This window comes from Croceibacterium sp. TMG7-5b_MA50 (genome assembly GCF_039830145.1).
Classification (GTDB): domain Bacteria; phylum Pseudomonadota; class Alphaproteobacteria; order Sphingomonadales; family Sphingomonadaceae; genus Croceibacterium.
In genome coordinates, this window is record NZ_CP156082.1 from 1,020,303 (window position 1) to 1,039,142 (window position 18,840).

The following is an 18,840-nucleotide window of genomic DNA, read 5'->3' on the forward strand; positions in this document are numbered from 1 at the left end:
AAAGCGCGTGTATGCACAGGATTTCCTAAACAGGTCGAGTCCGGGTGAAACGCCCGTATCTGTTTGGGACGGCGCGCAACTTTGCACCCCATCACATGAATTTCGGACCCGCGGCTGCCATGTGCCGCTGCGCCCGCTTTGCACCTGATAAAGCAATGGAGTAGGCGGAAGTCATGGCCACTCGCCCTGCAACCCTTCGTATAGAACATTCGATTTCTGGCAAGTCCTGGCGCTGGCGCGGCGCCGAGCATGGCGGCGATGGCGCATACGGACTGGGTAGCGATCTGGTCACACACCTGCTGCTCGCACGCGGGATCGAGCCGCACGAGGTCGCGCGACACCGTAGCCCCACGCTGCGAGACTTTCTGCCAAATCCTTCACATTTCAATGACATGGACCGTGCGGCAGAGCGGATAGCCGATGCCGTCATCGCCGGGGAGCAGGTTGCGATCTTTGGCGATTACGACGTGGACGGGGCGACCAGCGCGGCGCTGCTGATCAGATTGCTGCGTCTGCTAAGAAACAGTGCAACGGCCTACATTCCCGACCGCCTGACAGAAGGTTACGGCCCGAACGAGAAGGCCTTGCTGGCGCTGGGGCAGGCCGGTGCCACGCTGATCATCACGGTTGATTGCGGGGCCACCGCCTTTGAACCACTCGCAGCCGCCCACGCGGCCGGCGTGGATGTCGTCGTGGTGGACCACCACAAATGCACGGCGGACCTTCCCACCGCATATGCCGTGATCAATCCCAACCGTCTGGACGAAGGCGAGATCGGGGTAGCCCATGGCCATCTTGCTGCTGTCGGTGTCGCATTCCTCCTCGGCGTCGCTCTGGTGCGTGTCCTGCGGGAACGTGGATACTTCCGGGATCATCCCGAACCCGACCTTCTCGCACTGCTTGATCTGGTGGCGCTGGGAACGGTAGCTGACGTAGCTGCCATACGTGGCCTCAACCGCGCCTTCGTTGCGCAAGGATTGAAGATCATGCGGCGGCGCGGCAATCCCGGGATCGCCGCTCTGATCGATGCCAGTCGCCTCAACCGGGCACCGACATGCAGCGATTGTGGGTTCGCACTGGGACCGCGGATCAACGCCGGTGGCCGGGTGGGTGATGCCGCGCTGGGCGTGCGGTTGCTGACCACGGACGATCCGGAGGAGGCGCGCACCATCGCCGTCCGGCTGGACCTGCTGAACGAGGAGCGCCGCGCTGTTGAGCAGGCAGTCCAGGAGGAGGCAGACGCCCAGGCCTCCATGCAGAGCGATCGAGCGGTTCTGGTGGCGGCAGGAACCGGATGGCACCCGGGGGTGATCGGCATCGTGGCGGGCCGGTTGAAGGAGAAGCACGGCCGCCCGGCCCTCGTCATCGCGCTGGATGCCATGACCGGTCAGGGCAAGGGATCAGGCCGGTCGATTGCCGGGGTCGATCTCGGCGCAGCGATCATCGGCGCGCGAGATTTAGGAATGCTGGCGGCAGGAGGCGGCCATGCGATGGCAGCCGGGCTGACCATCGACAACGCGCGGGTGTCGGAGTTCAGCGAGTGGATCGACCACCACCTTGCCGCTCCGGTGGCGCGCGCCGCTGCCGCAGGATCCCTCCTGCTGGACCTGATGGTCACACCGGGCGGCCTGAGTTCGGATCTGGTGGAGACGACCGAGCAAGCTGGCCCTTTCGGCGTCGGCTGGCCAGGCCCGCGGGTTGCAGTCGGCCCCGTTCACCTGATCCGGGCGGAGGTGGTCGGCAACGGACATGTCAGGCTGATCGCCGGTGGACAGGACGGCGCGTCGATCAAGGCGGTCGGTTTCCGCATGGCGGATACGCTCCTTGGCCAGACGCTGCTGCATGGGGTGCATGGCCGCAGGCTGTGGCTGGCCGGCCGTGCCAAGATCGATGACTGGGGTACCACACCTCGTGCAGAGCTGCATCTGGAAGATGCCGCCTTTGCCGACTGAATGACGTCGCAAAAGCAGGGTTGACCAGACAATGCGGTCCACCTAAAGGCGCCCCCTGCCTTGCAGAAAGGCCCCTTCGTCTAGCGGTTAGGACGCGGCCCTTTCACGGCTGAAACACGGGTTCGATTCCCGTAGGGGTCACCATCGCAGGTGCAGGCAGAACTGGTTTGGCCCCTTCGTCTAGCGGTTAGGACGCGGCCCTCTCACGGCTGAAACACGGGTTCGATTCCCGTAGGGGTCACCAAGCCTTCTGCCTGTAACACTCAAGCCCCATCAATCATGCTTTCTGGCTGGCACCTCGCCGGCCCTGCCGCTAGGGGGCGCGCCATGTTCGAAAGCCGGCCGTTCCCGACCGCAGCCGTCCTGATCGCGCTTGCATCAGGATTTGCGTTGTTGCTGGCGGGTGAGAATCTCCTGCTTATCGGCGTATTGATCCTGGTATGGATCGCCACCTTCTGGCTGGTCAGCCCCGTGGCCGCCGGCGCCCCAGCCGTCTCCCACGCCGAAAGCGTTCAGCTGACCCGCACGGGCATGCGCGACCTGTTTGAACATTCCAGCCAGCCGGTGCTTATGCTGGATGGCATGCGCATCATCGTCGCAAACGCCGCTGCGCGCGAGGCGCTCGGCACGCATGTGCTGGGGCAGGATGCACGGGTGGCCTTCCGCCACCCGGAAGCGGTGGAACTGCTTTCCGGGCTGGAGAGCGGCAGCGCCTCTATCCAAGGGCTGACTGGTCCGCGAAGCATCTGGCAGATCACGCGTCAGCCGCTGGATCAGCGTTATTCGCTGGTGGAACTCGTCAATCGCACGGCGGAGGCGGATATCAGCCGGGCGCACACCGATTTCGTCGCCAATGCCAGTCACGAATTGCGCACTCCGCTCGCCTCCATCATCGGCTACATGGAAACGCTGGTCGATGAAGGTGATGCGCTGGACCGCGCGCGCGCGGCGAAGTTCCAGACCACTGTGCTGAGGGAGGCGCGTCGCCTACAGCAGCTGGTGAGTGACCTGATGTCGCTGTCCCGGGTGGAGGCGGAAAAGCACGATCGTCCGCGCGATACGGTAGACCTTACTCAGGTGGTTGCCCTGGCGGCGCGTGATGCCGCCGGGCCGGACCGGCAGGATCGGCTGCAAATCGATCTCGCCGATGAACCGCTGCATGCCCAGGGCGACCAGCGCCAGTTGGAGCAGCTGGTGCGCAACCTCGTCGACAATGCGCTGAAATATGGCGCGGCCGATCGTCCGGTGAAAGTCGAGCTGAAGCTGGCGGAGCGGCAGTGCGCCGCCATCGTGGTGCGCGACGAAGGCGACGGCATCGCGCCCGAGCACCTGCCTCATCTGACACGCCGTTTCTATCGCACCGATCCTGGACGGAGCCGGGCAGCAGGCGGCACGGGGCTGGGTCTGGCAATCGTCAAGCACATCGTGGAACGACACCGGGGCAAGCTGGACATCGCCAGCCGCCAGGGGAGCGGCACCGTCGTGACCATCCGCCTGCCGCTTGCCGCCACCGCAGCAGATGCTACGCAGGCCTCCGGCTCGGAGCCTATGTCATGAAGCTGTCGCAATCTTCCTTGAACGGGCGGCTGTCAGGGCAACGCCCATCGGCTGCGGGGCCACGCCCCTGCCGTTCACTTATCACTGAAAGGCTGGCACGACCGGCATGATGCGGTGCCTTCCTCCTTTGCTGCTGTCTCTCGTCGGCGCGGTGTCTCTGGCCGGCTGCATGGCCGATGCCGGCACGCGCGGGTCGATCCGCGCGGTCGGTTCATCCACCGTCTACCCATTCGCCAAAACGGTGGCGGAGGCTTTCGCGCGGTCGCACCCGGAGTTCCCCTCCCCCATCATCGAGGCGACCGGCACCGGCGGCGGGATCAACCTGTTCTGCGCCGGCCTTGGCGCCAGTATGCCCGACATCGCCCACGCCAGCCGGCGCATGAAGGTGTCGGAGTTCGAGCAGTGCCAGGCCAATGGCGTTGCCGATGTCATGGAGATACAGGTGGGGCTGGACGGCATTGCCTTCGCCAGTGCGCGCGGCGGGATCATGCTGAATCTCAGCCCTGAGATCGTCTACCGAGCGATCGCGGCGAACCCCTACGGCCGGCCGCAGACCGCACGGCTGTGGTCGGACGTCGATCCATCGCTGCCGGAGCTGCCGATCCTGGTTTACGGCCCGCCCTCCACCTCCGGCACGCGGGATGCCTTGAAGGAGCTCATCCTGACACCCGGTTGTGTGGCCGGGCCCGGCATGGCCGCGCTGAAGGAGAGCGACGGGGACCGTTTCGAGCAGATCTGCACCGAAGTGCGCAATGACGGCGCCTTTGTCGATCAGGGGGAGCAGGACAACCTGATCGTCCAGAAGATCGAGAGCAATCCGCGGGCCGTCGGCCTGTTCGGCTATTCCTATCTGGAAGAGAACGCCGACAAGGTGCAGGGCCTGCCGATGAATGGGGTGCAGCCGACTTACGACAACATCGCCAGCTTCGCATATCCGGGCGCCCGCCCGCTCTATATCTATGTGAAGCGCGCGCACCTCCAGGCCATACCGGGCTTGCAGGAATTCCTGGCGAAGTGGACCGAGAGCTGGGGCCGTGACGGGCCGCTCACTGACATCGGCCTGGTCGCCAACCCACCGGCGGTTCTGCAGCGGAGCACGGAGGCAGCCACCCGCCACACCGTGCTGACCGCCGCGGATTTCGAGTAGGCTGACGGCCATGTCTCCTGCCCTCCTTATCCTGTTGGCTCTGGCCTTGGCGACGATCGGCTGGATCGTGGCGCGTGGCCGCGCCTACAGCTTCGCCCGGGTCGCGCCGGCCCGACGATTGGCCGCGCTGCCGGTCTACCATGCCTGGTTCGTGGCGCTTGCCATTGTCCTTCCGGCGATCGTCTTCATCATCGTCTGGGGCATCATATCGCCGGGCCTGATCGCGCAGGCGGTGGCATCCAGCCCCGCCGCTGCCGGCCTCCCGGCCGAGGGTCTGCTGCGCAGCACGATGCTGGCGGAGGCGCGCAACGTCGCGATGGGCACGGCACCGGGCGTGTTCAACCCGGAAGCGGAGAGGCTAGTCGCTCCGTTCCGGGAGGCGATCGACCGCTTCAACCTGATCGGCGCGGGCATCACGCTGGTGATTGCCTTCCTGTGTGGTGCTGCAGCCTTTCTGCGCCTACGTCCTGACTTCCGCGCCCGCACGCAGGTCGAACGGATGGTGATGGCCATCCTGCTGCTCGCCAGTTTGGTGGCGATCCTCACCACTTTGGGCATCTTCGTCAGCCTGGTGTTCGAGACGATCCGCTTCTTCGGGATGGTCAATCCGGTGGACTTCCTGTTCGGCACCAATTGGGGGCCGGACCCGATGAGCAGCACGGAGGCCGTCGACGGCAGCCGCTACGGCGCGCTGCCGCTGTTCTGGGGTACCATCTACATCGGCGCGATCATTGCGATGGTCGTCGCGATCCCACTAGGGTTGATGAGCGCTATTTACCTGACGCAATATGCCGATCCGCGCGTGCGCCGCTGGTTGAAGCCGATGCTGGAAATCCTCGCCGGCGTGCCGACCGTCGTCTACGGCTATTTCGCCGCGCTGACCGTCGCCCCCGCGATCCGCGATGCGGCGGTCGCCATCGGCATCAGCAATGCCAGCAGCGAAAGCGCCCTTGCGGCAGGGCTGGTGATGGGGGTCATGATCATCCCCTTCGTCTCCTCCATGGCCGACGATTCCATCGCCGCCGTGCCGCGCACGATGCGCGACGGGTCGCTTGCGCTGGGAGCGACCAAGAACGAGACCATCCGGCGTGTACTGGTGCCTGCCGCCTTGCCCGGCATCGTGGCGGGCGTGATGCTGGCAGTCAGTCGCGCTATCGGCGAGACGATGATCGTGGTGATGGCCGCCGGTGCCGCCGCCAACCTGTCCGCCAATCCGCTGGAGGCGATGACCACCGTCACGTTCCAGATCGTTGCCATGCTGACAGGTGAAGGCAGCTTCGACCATCCGGCGACGCTTAGCGCCTTTGCCCTGGGCTTCGTGCTGTTCCTGGTCACGCTGGCGCTCAACTTCATCGCCTTGCGTGTCGTGAAGCGGTTCCGCGAAGCCTATGAGTGATCCCATGACAGATGTCGGCCCCACCCGTACGCCGGCCTATGCCGTCCGGCTGCGGCGTCGCTACGCTGCGGAACGCCGTTTCCGACTGGCCGGACTAGGCGCCGTGGTTTTCTCCATGGCGGTCCTCGTCTTCCTGCTGGTGACGATGACAATCAACGGCGTTGGCGGCTTCCAGCGGACCACGCTGTTGGTCCCGGTCGATTTCGCGGCAGCGAACCTGACGGCGCCACCAGCCGACGCCAGCCTCGGCATCGCAATCCGGTCGCTGGAAGACCAGCGTCTGCCGCAGGTCATTGCCGCCAACGTCAGCGCCCGGTTCGGCGCGGACGCAGCGGAGCAGGTCAGCCCCGATGCCTGGCGCGTCGCGGCCGAACATATCATTGAAGACCCTGGCTTGCTGGACCGGCGGGTCACGCTGGATCTGCCCGTCAGCCAGAATCTCGCGGCCGCCTTCGCTGGCGATGGCCATGCCGACCTGAAGCCGCTGGCGGATCGCCTGGCTGCGAACGGCGCGTTGACCGACCGGCTCGACTGGGGGTTCCTCGCCCGTTCCGATGCGACAGATCCGCAGCTTGCCGGTATCTGGGGTGCCTTGAAAGGGTCGATCCTGACAATGCTGGTCACGCTGGCTCTGGCCTTCCCCGTTGGCGTGCTCGCCGCGCTTTACTTGGAGGAATACGCGCCACGTGGCCGCTGGACCGACATTATCGAAGTATCGATCAACAACCTTGCGGCCGTGCCTTCCATCATCTTCGGTCTGCTGGGTCTGGCCGTGTTCCTCGGCCTGTTCCCCTCGCTCCGTTCCGCTCCCATCATCGGCGGCATGACGCTGGCGCTGATGACCATGCCGGTGATCGTCATCTCCGGCCGCAACGCGATCAAGGCGGTGCCCCCCTCCATCCGCGACGGTGCCCTGGCAATCGGGGCCAGCCCGATCCAGGTGGTGTTCCACCACGTGCTGCCGCTGGCCCTGCCAGGCATCCTGACCGGCACCATCATTGGCATGGCGCGCGCCCTGGGTGAGACCGCGCCGTTGCTGATGATCGGCATGCGCGCATTCGTCGCTACGCCGCCGGGCGGGCTGACTGATCCCGCCACCGTGCTGCCGGTGCAGATCTATCTTTGGTCGGACGAGATCGATCGCGGCTTCGTCGAACGCACCAGTGCGGCAATCATCGTGCTGCTGGCATTCCTGCTGCTGATGAACGGCATTGCCATCTACCTGCGCAACCGCTTCGAAAAGACATGGTGACCCCTTTGCCCGATCAGGTGCTGAGCAATTCCGAACCCAAGATGCGCGCGCGCGAGGTATCCGTATTCTACGGTGCCAAGCGGGCCATCGATACCGTGTCGATCGACATCCGGACTGAGGATGTGACCGCCTTCATCGGTCCGTCGGGCTGCGGCAAGTCGACGTTCCTGCGCACGTTGAACCGCATGAACGATACCATCGCCAATGCACGGGTAGAAGGTGTGATCGAACTGGAGGGCGAGGACATCTACCAGTCCGGCATGGACGTGGTGCAACTGCGCGCTCGCGTGGGTATGGTGTTCCAGAAGCCGAATCCTTTCCCCAAGTCGATTTATGAGAATGTCGCCTACGGACCGCGCATCCACGGCCTGGCCCCGGCCAAGTCCGAGCTCGACGGCATTGTCGAAAGGTCCCTGCGTCGTGCCGGTCTGTGGGACGAGGTGAAGGACCGCCTGAACGATCCGGGCACGGCCTTGTCGGGTGGGCAGCAACAGCGGCTGTGCATCGCGCGGGCCATCGCGGTGGAGCCGGAAGTCATCCTGATGGACGAGCCATGCAGCGCGCTAGACCCGATCGCCACGGCGCGGATCGAGGAACTGATCGACGAGCTGCGCGGTCGTTACGCCATCGTGATCGTCACCCATTCCATGCAGCAGGCTGCCCGTGTCTCTCAGCAGACAGCCTTCTTCCACCTGGGGCACCTTGTGGAATATGGCGCAACCTCGCAAATCTTCACGACGCCGCGCGAACAGCGCACGCAAGACTATATCACGGGACGGTACGGCTGATGGCGCAACACACGGTCAAGGCGTTCGACGAGGACATCACCCGGCTCCGTGGCCTGATCGCAGAGATGGGCGGTTTGGCCGAAGTGGCCATCCAGGAGGCTTTGGACGCCCTTGTCGCTGGTGACGAGGACAAGGCGAACCGTGTCGTCGGGCGTGATCGCAAGCTGGACGAGCTCGAGGCCGAGATAGATGCAATGGCCGTGCGCATGCTGGCCTTGCGTGCCCCCATGGCGGACGATCTGCGGGAGATCATCGCCGCATTGAAGATCGCCGGCGTATTGGAACGGATCGGCGACTACGCCAAGAACATCGCCAAGCGTGTGGCCCGCATACCGGAGCGTGCCCGGTTCGAACCGCTGACGCTGTTGCCGGCGATGGGCGAGATCGCGGCGGAGATGGTGCATGATGTGCTGACCGCCTACGCCGCCCGTGACCCGATGCTGGCACGCGAAGTGATCGAGCGTGATGCCAAGGTGGATGCGTTCTACGACAGCATCTTCCGCAACTATGTCAGCTATATGGTTGAAAATCCGGCAACTATCAGCAGCGCAGCGCATCTGCTGTTCGTTGCCCGCAATCTCGAGCGGATCGGCGATCATGCGACCAACGTGGCTGAGATGGTGCACTTCTCCGCCACGGGGCATTATCCCACGGATATCGACCGCTGACACGATTTTGTCTTTTTGCTGTCATAAGGCGCGCGTGAGCTTCAGGGGATCATCGCCTTATGTCCGCACCCAAGCTGCTGCTGGTCGAAGACGACATCGCGCTTGCCGAACTGCTTGAGTACCGCTTCGCCAATGAAGGCTATGAAGTGCGCGTCACCGCTGATGGGGACGAGGCGCTGGTGCTGGCGGCGGAGGATGCGCCCGACCTCGTGATCCTGGACTGGATGATCGAGGGTACCAGCGGGATCGAGGTCTGCCGCCGACTTCGCCGCGACAAGGGCACGGCCCACGTGCCTATCATCATGCTGACCGCGCGGGAGGGTGAGGACGATCGCATCCGCGGCCTCGAGACCGGGGCAGACGACTACGTCACCAAGCCGTTCTCCCCGCGCGAACTGCTGGCCCGGGTGTCGGCCGTGCTGCGCCGGGTGCGTCCTGCCCTGGCCGGCGAGACGATCGAGGCGGGGGACATGAAGCTCGACCCCGTAGCCCACCGGGTGGAGCGGCGGGGGCGCCAGCTCCAGATCGGCCCGACCGAGTATCGCTTGCTGAAATTCTTCATGGAACACCCCCGCCGGGTGTTCAGTCGCGGGCAGTTGCTCGATGCCGTATGGGGCACCGGCAGCGAGATCGAGGAGCGCACGGTGGATGTGCATATCCGCCGGCTGCGGAAGGCGATCGCGCTCGATCTCGCAAAAGATCCCATCCGTACCGTGCGATCTGCCGGCTACGCGCTGGAACCTGTCTAACGGCAAAATCCGCCGAGGCCGCGTAGCGCCTGGTCAAGATGCAGGTGATCGGCATGCGCCGCGTTGTATTCGGGGCTGAGCACCGTGCCGAACACGTTGCATGCACCATCGCGGACGCGGCGCAGGAAGTCGGCACCCGCTCCTTCCCCATCCCAGCCACGCAGCACGGTCACTCGCTGGCCGTCCTCTGTCACAAAGCTGGCGATGTCGATCGCGTTGCCCGTCGCATGCTCACTCCAGTTGCCGCCACCGCCGATCCGCCGACAACTGAAGGTTCCGAGATGTTCGATCCGCGAAATGGGGGAGCCAAGCAGTTCCTCTGCCGCAGGCTGAACCGTTTGCGTCAGCCAGACCTGCACTGCGGCGTTGACCGCGCAAGTCGTGACCGGCCTTGACGGGCTGAACACGCCTTCGCGCCATTGCGTACGATCGGCTCTGTGACAGGTACCCTCCCCCGCCGGATCGAGGACGGCGAAGGATATTCCGCTACGCTCCAGAACGGCATGGCACTCCTCCGGATCGGAGCGGAGAGCGGCAAGTTTGCGCGGCGTCGCCCAGCCGGGCGGATCGGTGAGGTCGAGCGGTGCCCACGGATCATGCTGCGGGTGCTCGGCCAGCCAGGCGCGGGCCGTGAGCAGCACGGCCGCGAGGATCAGCAAGATGATGATGGTGCGGTCTTGATCAAATCGGTCGAGCTGGCGGGAGAAACGCATCATCCCTCAAGCGCCAGATCAACCCAGGTGTTCCTGATCAGGCAATCCGCCCGCCGCCGCGAACAAGCTCCACCAGGATGCCGGCTGCCAGTATCAGGAAGATGGTGCCGATCACCCGTTCGAGCCATAGCCGCACCACAGGCTTGCTCATTGCCGCCGCGAGGCCACTGCCGGCAGCCACATAAATCACCCCGACCGCCATGTCACAGGCGACAGCGATCGCGGCCAGGACCATCAATTGCGAGGCAAGTGGCTGACTGAAGTCCAGGAAGGGTGGCAGCAAAGCAAGCACGTAGACCAGCGACTTGGGATTACCCAGCGCGATGGCGAGACTGTCACGCAAGGCGTGGCGGCTGCGTGGTGCAGCGGCGCCATGGGGTGCATCGCGGCGCGCCCCGGCGATTGCCTGCCAGCCCAACCATGCCAGATACAGCGCACCCGCCGCTGCCAGCACTCCGATGGCGCGCGGCCAAGCCAGCGCCAATGTGCCGAGCCCTAAACCCGCGGCGGCGAACCAGCACAGATTGCCCAGTTGAAGCCCGCCAAGCGCTGCAAATCCCGCGCGATGGCCCCGCCATGCCGACTGGGTCAGCACGAACACCATCTGCGGCCCGGGAACGATGCTGACCGACGCGGTGACAGTGGTGAAGAGCAGGAGCTTCGCAGGGTCCATGTCCGCTGCCTGTGGGCATCGGCGATGCTGGTCAATGACAAAGCTGGCGACGCTTATCCGGTCATTTCAGCGAGGCGCTCAGCCACCGCCTGCAGGTCGGCCTGGAACATCCGCTCCTGCTCCTCTCGCGCCGGTCCGTCCAACCGCAACAGATATGATGGGTGCGCCGTGATCCACAATTCGGCGCCATCTTCCAGCACGTGCGGCACGCCACGCGCCTTGCTGACGCTGACGGTCTTGCCCAGCATGCCACGCGCAGCGCTGGCCCCCATGGCCAGGATGAGCCGCGGCTGCACGATGTGCCGCTCGCTTTCAATCCACCAGCGGCAGATGTCGATTTCCTTCGCGGTGGGTGTCTGGTGCAGCCGGCGCTTTCCACGATCGACGAACTTGAAGTGCTTGACGGCATTGGTCACGTATACCGTACCGCGATCGATGCCCGCCCGCTGCATATGGGCATCGAAGACCTGCCCGGCCGGTCCCACGAATGGGCGACCCTGCCGATCCTCCTGATCGCCCGGCTGCTCGCCCACGATCATCAGCGTGGCATTGGGTGGCCCTTCCCCCATGACGGCCTGGTTGTCGAGCTCGCCGATCGGGCATTTGCGACACCCATGGATGGCCCGATCAATCGCTGGCAGCGTGGCTGGCCGCTCCTCGAACTCCAACGCACCTGCCTCGACCATCGCTGCCTCCCGGGCCTGAGCGCCCGCGACCAGCTCCGGAATGAGGGCACTCTCGGGCATGTTCTTCCAGTATTTGCGCGGCATCTCCTTGAGCATGGCACCGATCTTGAGCCGCGCGGGATTGAAGATGGAAGCATAGTACCGGCGCCACAGATCCTCCGCCGGGTCGCCATCAGGCGCATCGCCACGCTCAGCCGGTGGCCCTTCGCCAAGCACCTCGCCATCCCAGTGCAGCGAGCCACGCGGGGTCAGAATGGACCACCGCATATTGCTGAAACGGTTGACGAAGAAGGCGGCATTGCTGCGCAGAATATGGTGCTCGGGTTCGAACCACGCGACGTAGCGTTCCTGCCCATCCGCGTCTTCCATGGCGCGAAAGCGAACAAAGGCGCGCATCTTGTGCTTGTCTCGCCGGACCGATCGGGCGAGTTCATCGAGGCGCCGCACGTCATTATCGGTGCGATCATCCAACAGATTGCGGTTCCCCTGCAAACGCCAGAGCAACCGATAGAGTAACGCAAAGCGGGCCGGATCTGAATGGCAGATGGCGGCTTCGGCCGCCTGGATGAACGGCTTGCTGGCCCGTACCATGGGCGCATTTGCTGGCGGGAGCGGCAATGGCTGGTCGCCAGCGGCAAACAGATCGCCCGTGCTGCCCGGCTCACCCCAGGCAATCTGGTCAGGGGGCACCCGGCACTGCACCAACACGCGCGCGGCATCGCGCCAGAAGGTAAAATCGTCCGGCGCCGGCACGTTCACGGCATAATGCGAATCCTTGTCGGCTTGCGGCAGCATGCTCATGCCGCGAACAGTTCCAGCTGCTCCTCCGCCGGAGGTGCGACCAGGGACTTGAGGTCGGCACGATCGGTCAGCAGTGTGGGCCGCCAGTCCGCGGTGACAATGAAGGGGCGGACCTTGGCGATAGAGACGGTGAGCTTGCCGACATCCTCCAGCCGCAAGGTGCGCTGCCGGCGCGCAGCGATCAACTGGTTGACCGCGCGAACACCAAGACCGGGTACCCGGAGCAACGCTTCCCGCCCAGCGCGATTGACATTCACCGGGAAGCGGTCGCGAAACTTGAGTGCCCAAGCCAACTTGGGATCGATGTCGAGCGGCAGCATGCCATCGGCACCAGTCGCCTGCATCACCTCTGCCGCGGAGTAATCGTAGAAACGCATCAGCCAGTCGGATTGATACAGCCGGTGTTCCCGCATCAAAGGAGGGCGCTTCAGCGGCAGGACGGCACTGGCATCCGGGATCGGACTAAACGCGGAATAGTAGACACGGCGCAGGCCGAAGCCATCGTAAAGGCGGTTTGCCTTACCCACGATGTCGGCGTCACTCGCCGCGTCAGCACCTACGATCATCTGCGTTGACTGCCCTGCCGGCGCGAAGCGGGGTGCATGGCGGAAGCGCTTCGTCTCGTCGCGGTTCTGCGCGATATGCTCCTTAACCTCGCCCATCGCCCCTTCGATGCGCCCGGTGTTCTTGTCCGGCGCCAGTCTCGCCAGACCGGCATCGGTCGGCAGTTCCACATTGATGGACACGCGATCGGCGTAGAGCCCCGCCTGATGCACCAGCTCCGCATCCGCATCGGGAATGGTCTTCAGATGGATGTAGCCACGGAAATCATGCTCCTCCCTGAGGATGCGAGCGACCTCAACCAGCTGCTCCATCGTGTGGTTTGAGCTTTTCACAATGCCAGAGGAGAGGAACAGCCCTTCTATGTAGTTGCGTCGGTAGAAGGAGAGCGTCAGATCGGCCACTTCCTGCGGCGTGAACCGGGCGCGTACCACATTGGAACTCGCCCGATTGATGCAGTAATGACAGTCAAAGATGCAATGATTGGTCAGCAGGACCTTCAGCAGGGAAATGCACCGGCCGTCCGGGGCGTAGGCATGACAGATGCCCATACCTTCAGTGGACCCGATGCCCTTCCCTCCTGAATCCTTGCTGTTGCGTTTCGCCGTGCCGGAGGACGCGCAGGAGGCATCGTACTTCGCGGCATCAGCCAGGATGGCGAGGCGATCGATGATGCTGCTCTTCATTCGTTCCATATATGTTCTACACCGCTCGACAGCTAGCGCTTTCTTCTTGCTCACCTTTCCATCCGGCAACGCAGGTGGGCACTTTTTGTCCCCGCCAGAGGTTTCGTGACCGCCACCTTCTCTACGGCAGGAGACCCATACGGATGAACCGCATCAAAGCCCGCGACGGCACGCAACTCTACGTGAAGACGATCGGCCAGGGCCGACCCGTCGTCCTGATCCATGGATGGCCGCTGTCTGCCGATAGTTGGGACCCCCAGGCCATCGCGCTGGCAGAGGCCGGTTATCAGGCGATTGCCTACGATCGGCGGGGTTTCGGCCGGTCGGATCAACCGCCCTCAGGATATGATTACGACACTTTCGCTGACGATCTGGCCGACGTGCTCGAAGCAACTGCCGCCACCGACAATGTTGCGCTGGTCGGCTTCTCCATGGGTGGCGGTGAAATTGCCCGCTATATGAGCCGGCATGGCGGCAAGGGCGTGACGCAGGCGGTGCTCGTCAGCTCCGTCGTGCCATATATGCTGCAGACGCCGGACAATCCCAACGGTGTGCCTCAGGCGACTTTCGATCAGATGACGGCGGGCATGCGGGATGACTTCCGCAAGTTCTTCACCAGCTTCTTCAAGGACTTCTACGGCGTGGGTTACGTCACCCAACCCGTCAGTGACGAGCAGTTGCACTGGGCCTGGATGACGACGCAGATGGCGGGTCAGTACCCTACCCTGCAGGCCGCGAAGGCATTCGCCACCACCGACTTCCGGCCTGACCTGCCGCACTTTGCCGTACCGACGCTGGTGATTCACGGCACGGCGGACAAGACGGTGCCGATCGAAGCGACCGGCCGGGCGGTCGCTCAGGCTGTGCCGTCAGCAGAGCTGATCGAGTATGATGGCGAACCCCATGCAGTGTTCGCCACGCAGCAGGATCGGCTGACGCGCGACCTGCTGGAGTTCCTGGGCCGCCGCTAATCCTTATCAGGCCACGGCCGGCACTTGCGGGCCGTGGCCATCCGTCGCCTCCGGGCGGTTACCGCGCAAGGCAAGCACCGCCATGTACGGGGCACACAGGAACTGGACCGCCAAGGTGAGCAATCCGGCGGAGCCAAGCACCGTTAGTTCCCAGCCGATCCGCGGCAGAGCCAGCAGGACCAGCCCACCGGCAGAAAGGCATGCAAGCCCCAACACCGTCTCCGGCATGGCCGACCACAAAGCGCCACCAAGCGTGTCCGCTCCACCGAACTTGGGCGTCCGGCGCCAGGCCAGCGGCTTGCCCGACAGCCCGGCAACACCGGACAGCAAGACCACATAGGTAAGCGACGCACGGGCCACCTCTCCCCGGATCATGTCGGAGAGCCGGTCAATGCCGGACAGCTTGTAACGGTGGTGGATGCGGACCACTGTCGTGATCATGGTCAGACCCAGCAGCGGCCAGGTGACATCCGGAATGTTCACGGGAATGATCGCACCGGACAGAATCGCGCCCATCAGGCCTGCGAGCATGAACAGACCAGTGACGATGCCTGCCAGCGTCTGTAACGGGGCCATGCAACGCAGCACCTCCAGCAGCTTGGTCCAGCCAGGCATCGGGCGCGCATACGGGGCGGGCAGGAAAAGCCGCCAGTGCCGCATCAATTGTTGCACCGGTCCGGCGGTCCAGCGGAAGCGCTGCTTCTTGTAATCGTCGAACGTGTCGGGGATCAGGCCCCGCCCGAATGTCTCGCTAAGATAATAGCCGCGATAGCCGACCGCCCGAATGCGGACGGAAACCTCGGAATCCTCGGTCAGGCACCATTCCGCCCAGCCGCCTGCTGCGCGCAAAGCGCGGGTGCGCAGCAGACACATCGTGCCGATGGTGAACGCGCCGCCATATTCATGTACGCCGAGCATATCGACCTTGTTGTTGGGCATGTACTCGGCGTAGCAGGCCGACAGGAACGGGCTGTTCTCGTAATCGCGGTAATCGTGGGGCGTCTGCAGATAGCCGATCCGCGGGTCTTCGAAGAACGGCACCAGTCGCGCCAGGAAGTCGGGCGTGGACAGATAATCGGCATCGATGACGGCGATGATCTCCGCCGTCTGATCCATCTGGCCGAGCAACCAGTTGAGTGCACCAGCCTTTGCACCCGGAAGCGGGGACACATGGAAGAAACGGAACACTTCCCGGCCCAGCTTCGCGTTCAGCTCCGCACTGTATGCCTCCAGCGGCCGCCAGAGCGCCTCGTCCTTGGTGTTGTTGTCACACACCAGCACCTCGAAGTTGGGGTAATCCAGCTCTGCGAGGCGATCCATGGTCGCCTTCACAATTTCCGGCGGCTCCGCATAGCAAGGGAGCTGGATGGAAACGCGCGGCGTGAAATGGCGGGATCGGGTCGCCGGCGCGTGGGTCGGCTCGTCCCAACTGCCATGCGTCAGCACCGCTTCGCGCGCGATCCGTTCGATCGAGGCAAGGACGGAAACGGCAAACGTCACCGTGACGCCGACAAGGGCTAGCGCCTCGAACCCGCGGGCCAGCGTCAGCTCGTTGATGAACAGACAGGACCATAGCCAGGTGGTGGTCAGGCCCTGGAACGTGATCGCCAGCCACGCGGCACCAGGGATGGAGATATTGCGAGCGCCCATTGCGATCGCGACCGACAGGATCACGAATATCGCGGCGGGCCACAGGATCGTGCCCAACTCTCCCATCAGCAGGGCCGACGCGCCGGCCGCCAGTACCGCGATGCCGAGCAATTCGCCAAGCTCCACCGCCCGTGTCTCATGCGTCACCCGCACCGAGCGGGCAAGCCAGAGGGAAATCGACAAGACGGCAACTGCTATGAACAGCACCCATGGATCGAGATCGACGCGCTGCGGCAGCGGCATATCTTAAATTCCTGCAAAGATGGCATCGGTGCCTTTGCTGCAATGCAACATCAAGGACCTTTGTTCCACGAATGCGTCATCGCGGCACAAAACCATTGCCGCAAAGGGACCATTCGCCGGCCGCGCCATCCTTTTGCGGCCAAATGAGCGCGATCATGCGACCGGCTGCGTCATGGAACCGGAGCCGTCGCCATCCGGTTGGGCACTCAGAAGGAGATAACCTAATGAGCGACGCGCACGAACTGAAGCAGAAATTCTGGAAGGCTCTGGCCGACAGCCCGTTCACGTTCCTGCAGCTGGATGCGCAGCCGGCGACGGCCGTGCCCATGACCGCTACGCTGGACCGTGATGCGAACAGCGCGATCTGGTTCTTCACCAAGAAGGATCATGCGCTGGCTGCCGGTGGCCCGGCGACGGCCACGTTCAGTGGCAAGGGGCACCAGATGTTCGCTCGCTTCAACGGCACGCTGGTGACCGAACATAGTCGAGAGCGCCTGGACAAGCAGTGGAGCAAGCCGATCGAGGCCTGGTATTCGCAGGGCAAGGATGATCCAAACCTGCTGCTGCTGCGCATGGATCTTGGCCAGGCGGAGATCTGGAACGCCGATCTGGGTGTGATCGACGAGGTCAAGATGCTGCTGGGCTTCGATGTCCGCGCCGAGGCGAAGGACGAGCATACCGAAACCGCGCTGTAGGCCAGCCTGCAAAAGCGAAGGCCCGCCGGGAGCGATCCCGGCGGGCCTTCTGCTGTCGGCCTCAGGCGTCCTTGCCGCCTGGGGTGTGGATACCACCCGGCAGCGGAGGCACGGGCTGCGGCGGGATACCGACATCGTCTTCCGGTACGTCGATGATGCCTTGCCCCACGAAGGAGCGGGAGCGGCTGTACAGGAAGTACACGGCGAGGCCGACCAGCGCCCAGCAGAAGAACAGCAGGATGGAACGGCTGTCCAGGCTGAAGAACAGATAGATGCAGCCGGCGATCGACAGCGGCGCCACCACGAAGATCGCCGGCGTGCGGAACGGACGGTGCCGGGTGGCATCGGTCCGGCGCAGCACCATGACCGCGATCGACACCGCGGCAAAGGCGAACAGCGTACCCGAGTTGGAGATGTTGGCGAGTTGCCCCACCGGGAAGAACCCGGCAAACAGCACCACGAAGATGCCCGTCAGCACGGTGATGACATGCGGCGTGTTGAAACGTGGATGCACCTTGGAAAAAGCCGCCGGCAGCAGGCCGTCACGGCTCATCACGAAGAAGATGCGGGTCTGGCCGAACATCATCATCAGGATGACGGACGGCAGTGCCAGGATCGCCGCAAGGCCGATAAGATTGCCGATCTGCGGCCAGCCGATCTGGCGCAGCGTCCAGGCAAGCGCCTCGTTGGAGCAGGTGACGGCCTGGTTCGCGATGGCATTGCACTGGGCGGTCAGCGCCGCCGTACCTGGCTCCAGCACCTCTCCGGCCGGTCCCATGACCGGCTGTGCGCCGACCGTGCCGATGACGCCGGCGGCGACCAGGATGTAGAACAGGGTGCAGATGCCCAGCGAACCGATCAGGCCGATCGGCATGTTGCGCTGCGGGTTCTTGGTCTCCTCCGCCGCGGTCGAAACCGCGTCAAAGCCGACATAGGCGAAGAAGATGGAGGCGGCCGCGGCGGAGATGCCCCCGAAGCCGAGCGGTGCGAAGGGTTCGAACTGCTCCATGCGCATGACAGGCACGGCCAGGATGATGAAGGCGGTCAGGGCAACGATCTTGATGCCCACCAGCACCGCGTTGACGGTGGCGGACTCCTTCGTGCCGCGCACCAGCAGCATGGTGACGAGCGCGGCGATGATCATCGCAGGCAGGTTGATCGTGCCGCCGTCTAGCGGCCCGAGCGTCAGGGTGTCGGGCACCTCGATGCTGAACGCATGCTCGATATAGCCGATGAGATAGCCCGACCAGCCAACGGAAACCGCCCCGGCGGCGACCGCGTATTCCAGGATCAACGCCCAGCCGACCATCCAGGCGATCAACTCGCCCATAACGGCGTAGGAATAGGTGTAGGCAGAGCCAGAGACGGGTACCATCGACGCCATCTCGGCATAGCAGAGCGCCGCCACGGCGCACACCGCGCCTGCGATGATGAAGGATATCATCATGCCCGGCCCGGCCTTCTGCGCCGCCTCGGCCGTCAGCACGAAGATACCGGTGCCGATCACCGCGCCGATCCCCAGCATGGTCAACTGGAATGCGCCCAGCGATCGATGGAGCGACTTCTTCTCTGCCGTCGCCAAAATGGCGGATAGCGGCTTTACGCGGCCGAAGATCATGAACCCGGACGTTCCCTCATTGCTTGTGCGCCAC

At 64.2% G+C, this 18,840-nt stretch carries 16 protein-coding genes and 2 tRNA genes; 12 read left to right on the forward strand and 6 right to left on the reverse strand.

Annotated features, from left to right (window positions below; all coding sequences use genetic code 11):
• Window positions 1-173 precede the first annotated feature (173 nt).
• The 10 genes from recJ to phoB all read left to right on the forward strand — a co-directional run bounded on the left by recJ (window position 174) and on the right by phoB (window position 9,509).
• The gene (gene recJ / locus V5740_RS05065) at window positions 174-1,952 is read left to right on the forward strand and encodes a single-stranded-DNA-specific exonuclease RecJ (RefSeq protein ID WP_347303988.1); all 1,779 of its coding nucleotides are present in this window, start codon (window positions 174-176) and stop codon (window positions 1,950-1,952) included.
• Between the two features lie 69 nt (window positions 1,953-2,021).
• Window positions 2,022-2,096: transfer RNA gene (locus tag V5740_RS05070), tRNA-Glu, on the forward strand.
• Between the two features lie 25 nt (window positions 2,097-2,121).
• Window positions 2,122-2,196, forward strand: a tRNA-Glu gene (locus tag V5740_RS05075).
• An 83-nt stretch (window positions 2,197-2,279) separates the two neighbouring features.
• A complete protein-coding gene (locus tag V5740_RS05080) occupies window positions 2,280-3,509 on the forward strand; it encodes an ATP-binding protein (RefSeq protein ID WP_347303989.1) in 1,230 nt (409 codons plus the stop codon).
• 109 nt (window positions 3,510-3,618) lie between these two features.
• Complete coding sequence (locus V5740_RS05085; protein ID WP_347304450.1) at window positions 3,619-4,656, forward strand: substrate-binding domain-containing protein; 1,038 nt, start codon at window positions 3,619-3,621, stop codon at window positions 4,654-4,656.
• 10 nt (window positions 4,657-4,666) lie between these two features.
• Window positions 4,667-6,052 carry a phosphate ABC transporter permease subunit PstC gene (gene pstC / locus V5740_RS05090; protein WP_347303990.1) on the forward strand — a complete coding sequence of 462 codons (1,386 nt, stop codon included), beginning with the start codon at window positions 4,667-4,669 and terminating at the stop codon, window positions 6,050-6,052.
• A complete protein-coding gene (gene pstA / locus V5740_RS05095) occupies window positions 6,045-7,304 on the forward strand; it encodes a phosphate ABC transporter permease PstA (protein WP_347303991.1) in 1,260 nt (419 codons plus the stop codon). Before pstC ends, pstA begins: the two co-directional genes overlap by 8 nt.
• A complete protein-coding gene (pstB, locus tag V5740_RS05100) occupies window positions 7,298-8,092 on the forward strand; it encodes a phosphate ABC transporter ATP-binding protein PstB (protein ID WP_347303992.1) in 795 nt (264 codons plus the stop codon). Before pstA ends, pstB begins: the two co-directional genes overlap by 7 nt.
• On the forward strand, window positions 8,092-8,760 hold the full coding sequence (gene phoU, locus V5740_RS05105; protein ID WP_347303993.1) for a phosphate signaling complex protein PhoU: 669 nt from the start codon (window positions 8,092-8,094) through the stop codon (window positions 8,758-8,760). The genes pstB and phoU overlap by 1 nt, the downstream gene beginning before the upstream one ends.
• A 59-nt stretch (window positions 8,761-8,819) precedes the next feature.
• Window positions 8,820-9,509, forward strand: coding sequence for a phosphate regulon transcriptional regulator PhoB (phoB, locus tag V5740_RS05110; protein WP_347303994.1), 690 nt, complete (start codon window positions 8,820-8,822; stop codon window positions 9,507-9,509).
• On the opposite strand, the gene V5740_RS05115 is transcribed toward phoB, so the two are convergent.
• From V5740_RS05115 to V5740_RS05130, 4 genes are read right to left on the reverse strand one after another with little or no spacing between them, the layout of a single operon-like run.
• A complete protein-coding gene (locus V5740_RS05115) occupies window positions 9,506-10,225 on the reverse strand; it encodes an extensin family protein (protein WP_347303995.1) in 720 nt (239 codons plus the stop codon). The genes phoB and V5740_RS05115 overlap by 4 nt on opposite strands.
• 34 nt (window positions 10,226-10,259) lie before the next feature.
• Complete coding sequence (locus tag V5740_RS05120; RefSeq protein ID WP_347303996.1) at window positions 10,260-10,895, reverse strand: LysE family translocator; 636 nt, start codon at window positions 10,893-10,895, stop codon at window positions 10,260-10,262.
• A 53-nt stretch (window positions 10,896-10,948) separates the two neighbouring features.
• The gene (locus V5740_RS05125; RefSeq protein WP_347303997.1) at window positions 10,949-12,382 is read right to left on the reverse strand and encodes a UdgX family uracil-DNA binding protein; all 1,434 of its coding nucleotides are present in this window, start codon (window positions 12,380-12,382) and stop codon (window positions 10,949-10,951) included.
• Window positions 12,379-13,629: a putative DNA modification/repair radical SAM protein gene (locus tag V5740_RS05130; RefSeq protein WP_347303998.1), complete on the reverse strand. Its 1,251-nt coding sequence runs from the start codon at window positions 13,627-13,629 to the stop codon at window positions 12,379-12,381. The genes V5740_RS05125 and V5740_RS05130 overlap by 4 nt, the downstream gene beginning before the upstream one ends.
• Before the next feature lie 143 nt (window positions 13,630-13,772).
• Between V5740_RS05130 and V5740_RS05135 the strand changes: the two genes are divergently transcribed.
• Entirely contained in the window at window positions 13,773-14,600 is an 828-nt protein-coding gene (locus V5740_RS05135) for an alpha/beta hydrolase (RefSeq protein ID WP_347303999.1), read from the forward strand.
• A gap of 6 nt (window positions 14,601-14,606) precedes the next feature.
• Here the strand turns inward: V5740_RS05135 and V5740_RS05140 are convergent, their stop codons facing one another.
• On the reverse strand, window positions 14,607-16,493 hold the full coding sequence (locus V5740_RS05140; RefSeq protein ID WP_347304000.1) for a glycosyltransferase: 1,887 nt from the start codon (window positions 16,491-16,493) through the stop codon (window positions 14,607-14,609).
• A 224-nt stretch (window positions 16,494-16,717) separates the two neighbouring features.
• Between V5740_RS05140 and V5740_RS05145 the strand changes: the two genes are divergently transcribed.
• Window positions 16,718-17,188: a pyridoxamine 5'-phosphate oxidase family protein gene (locus tag V5740_RS05145; RefSeq protein WP_347304001.1), complete on the forward strand. Its 471-nt coding sequence runs from the start codon at window positions 16,718-16,720 to the stop codon at window positions 17,186-17,188.
• A gap of 61 nt (window positions 17,189-17,249) precedes the next feature.
• On the opposite strand, the gene V5740_RS05150 is transcribed toward V5740_RS05145, so the two are convergent.
• Window positions 17,250-18,806 (reverse strand): amino acid permease, encoded by a 1,557-nt coding sequence (locus V5740_RS05150; protein WP_347304002.1) that lies wholly within the window; start codon window positions 18,804-18,806, stop codon window positions 17,250-17,252.
• Between the last annotated feature and the right edge of the window lie 34 nt (window positions 18,807-18,840).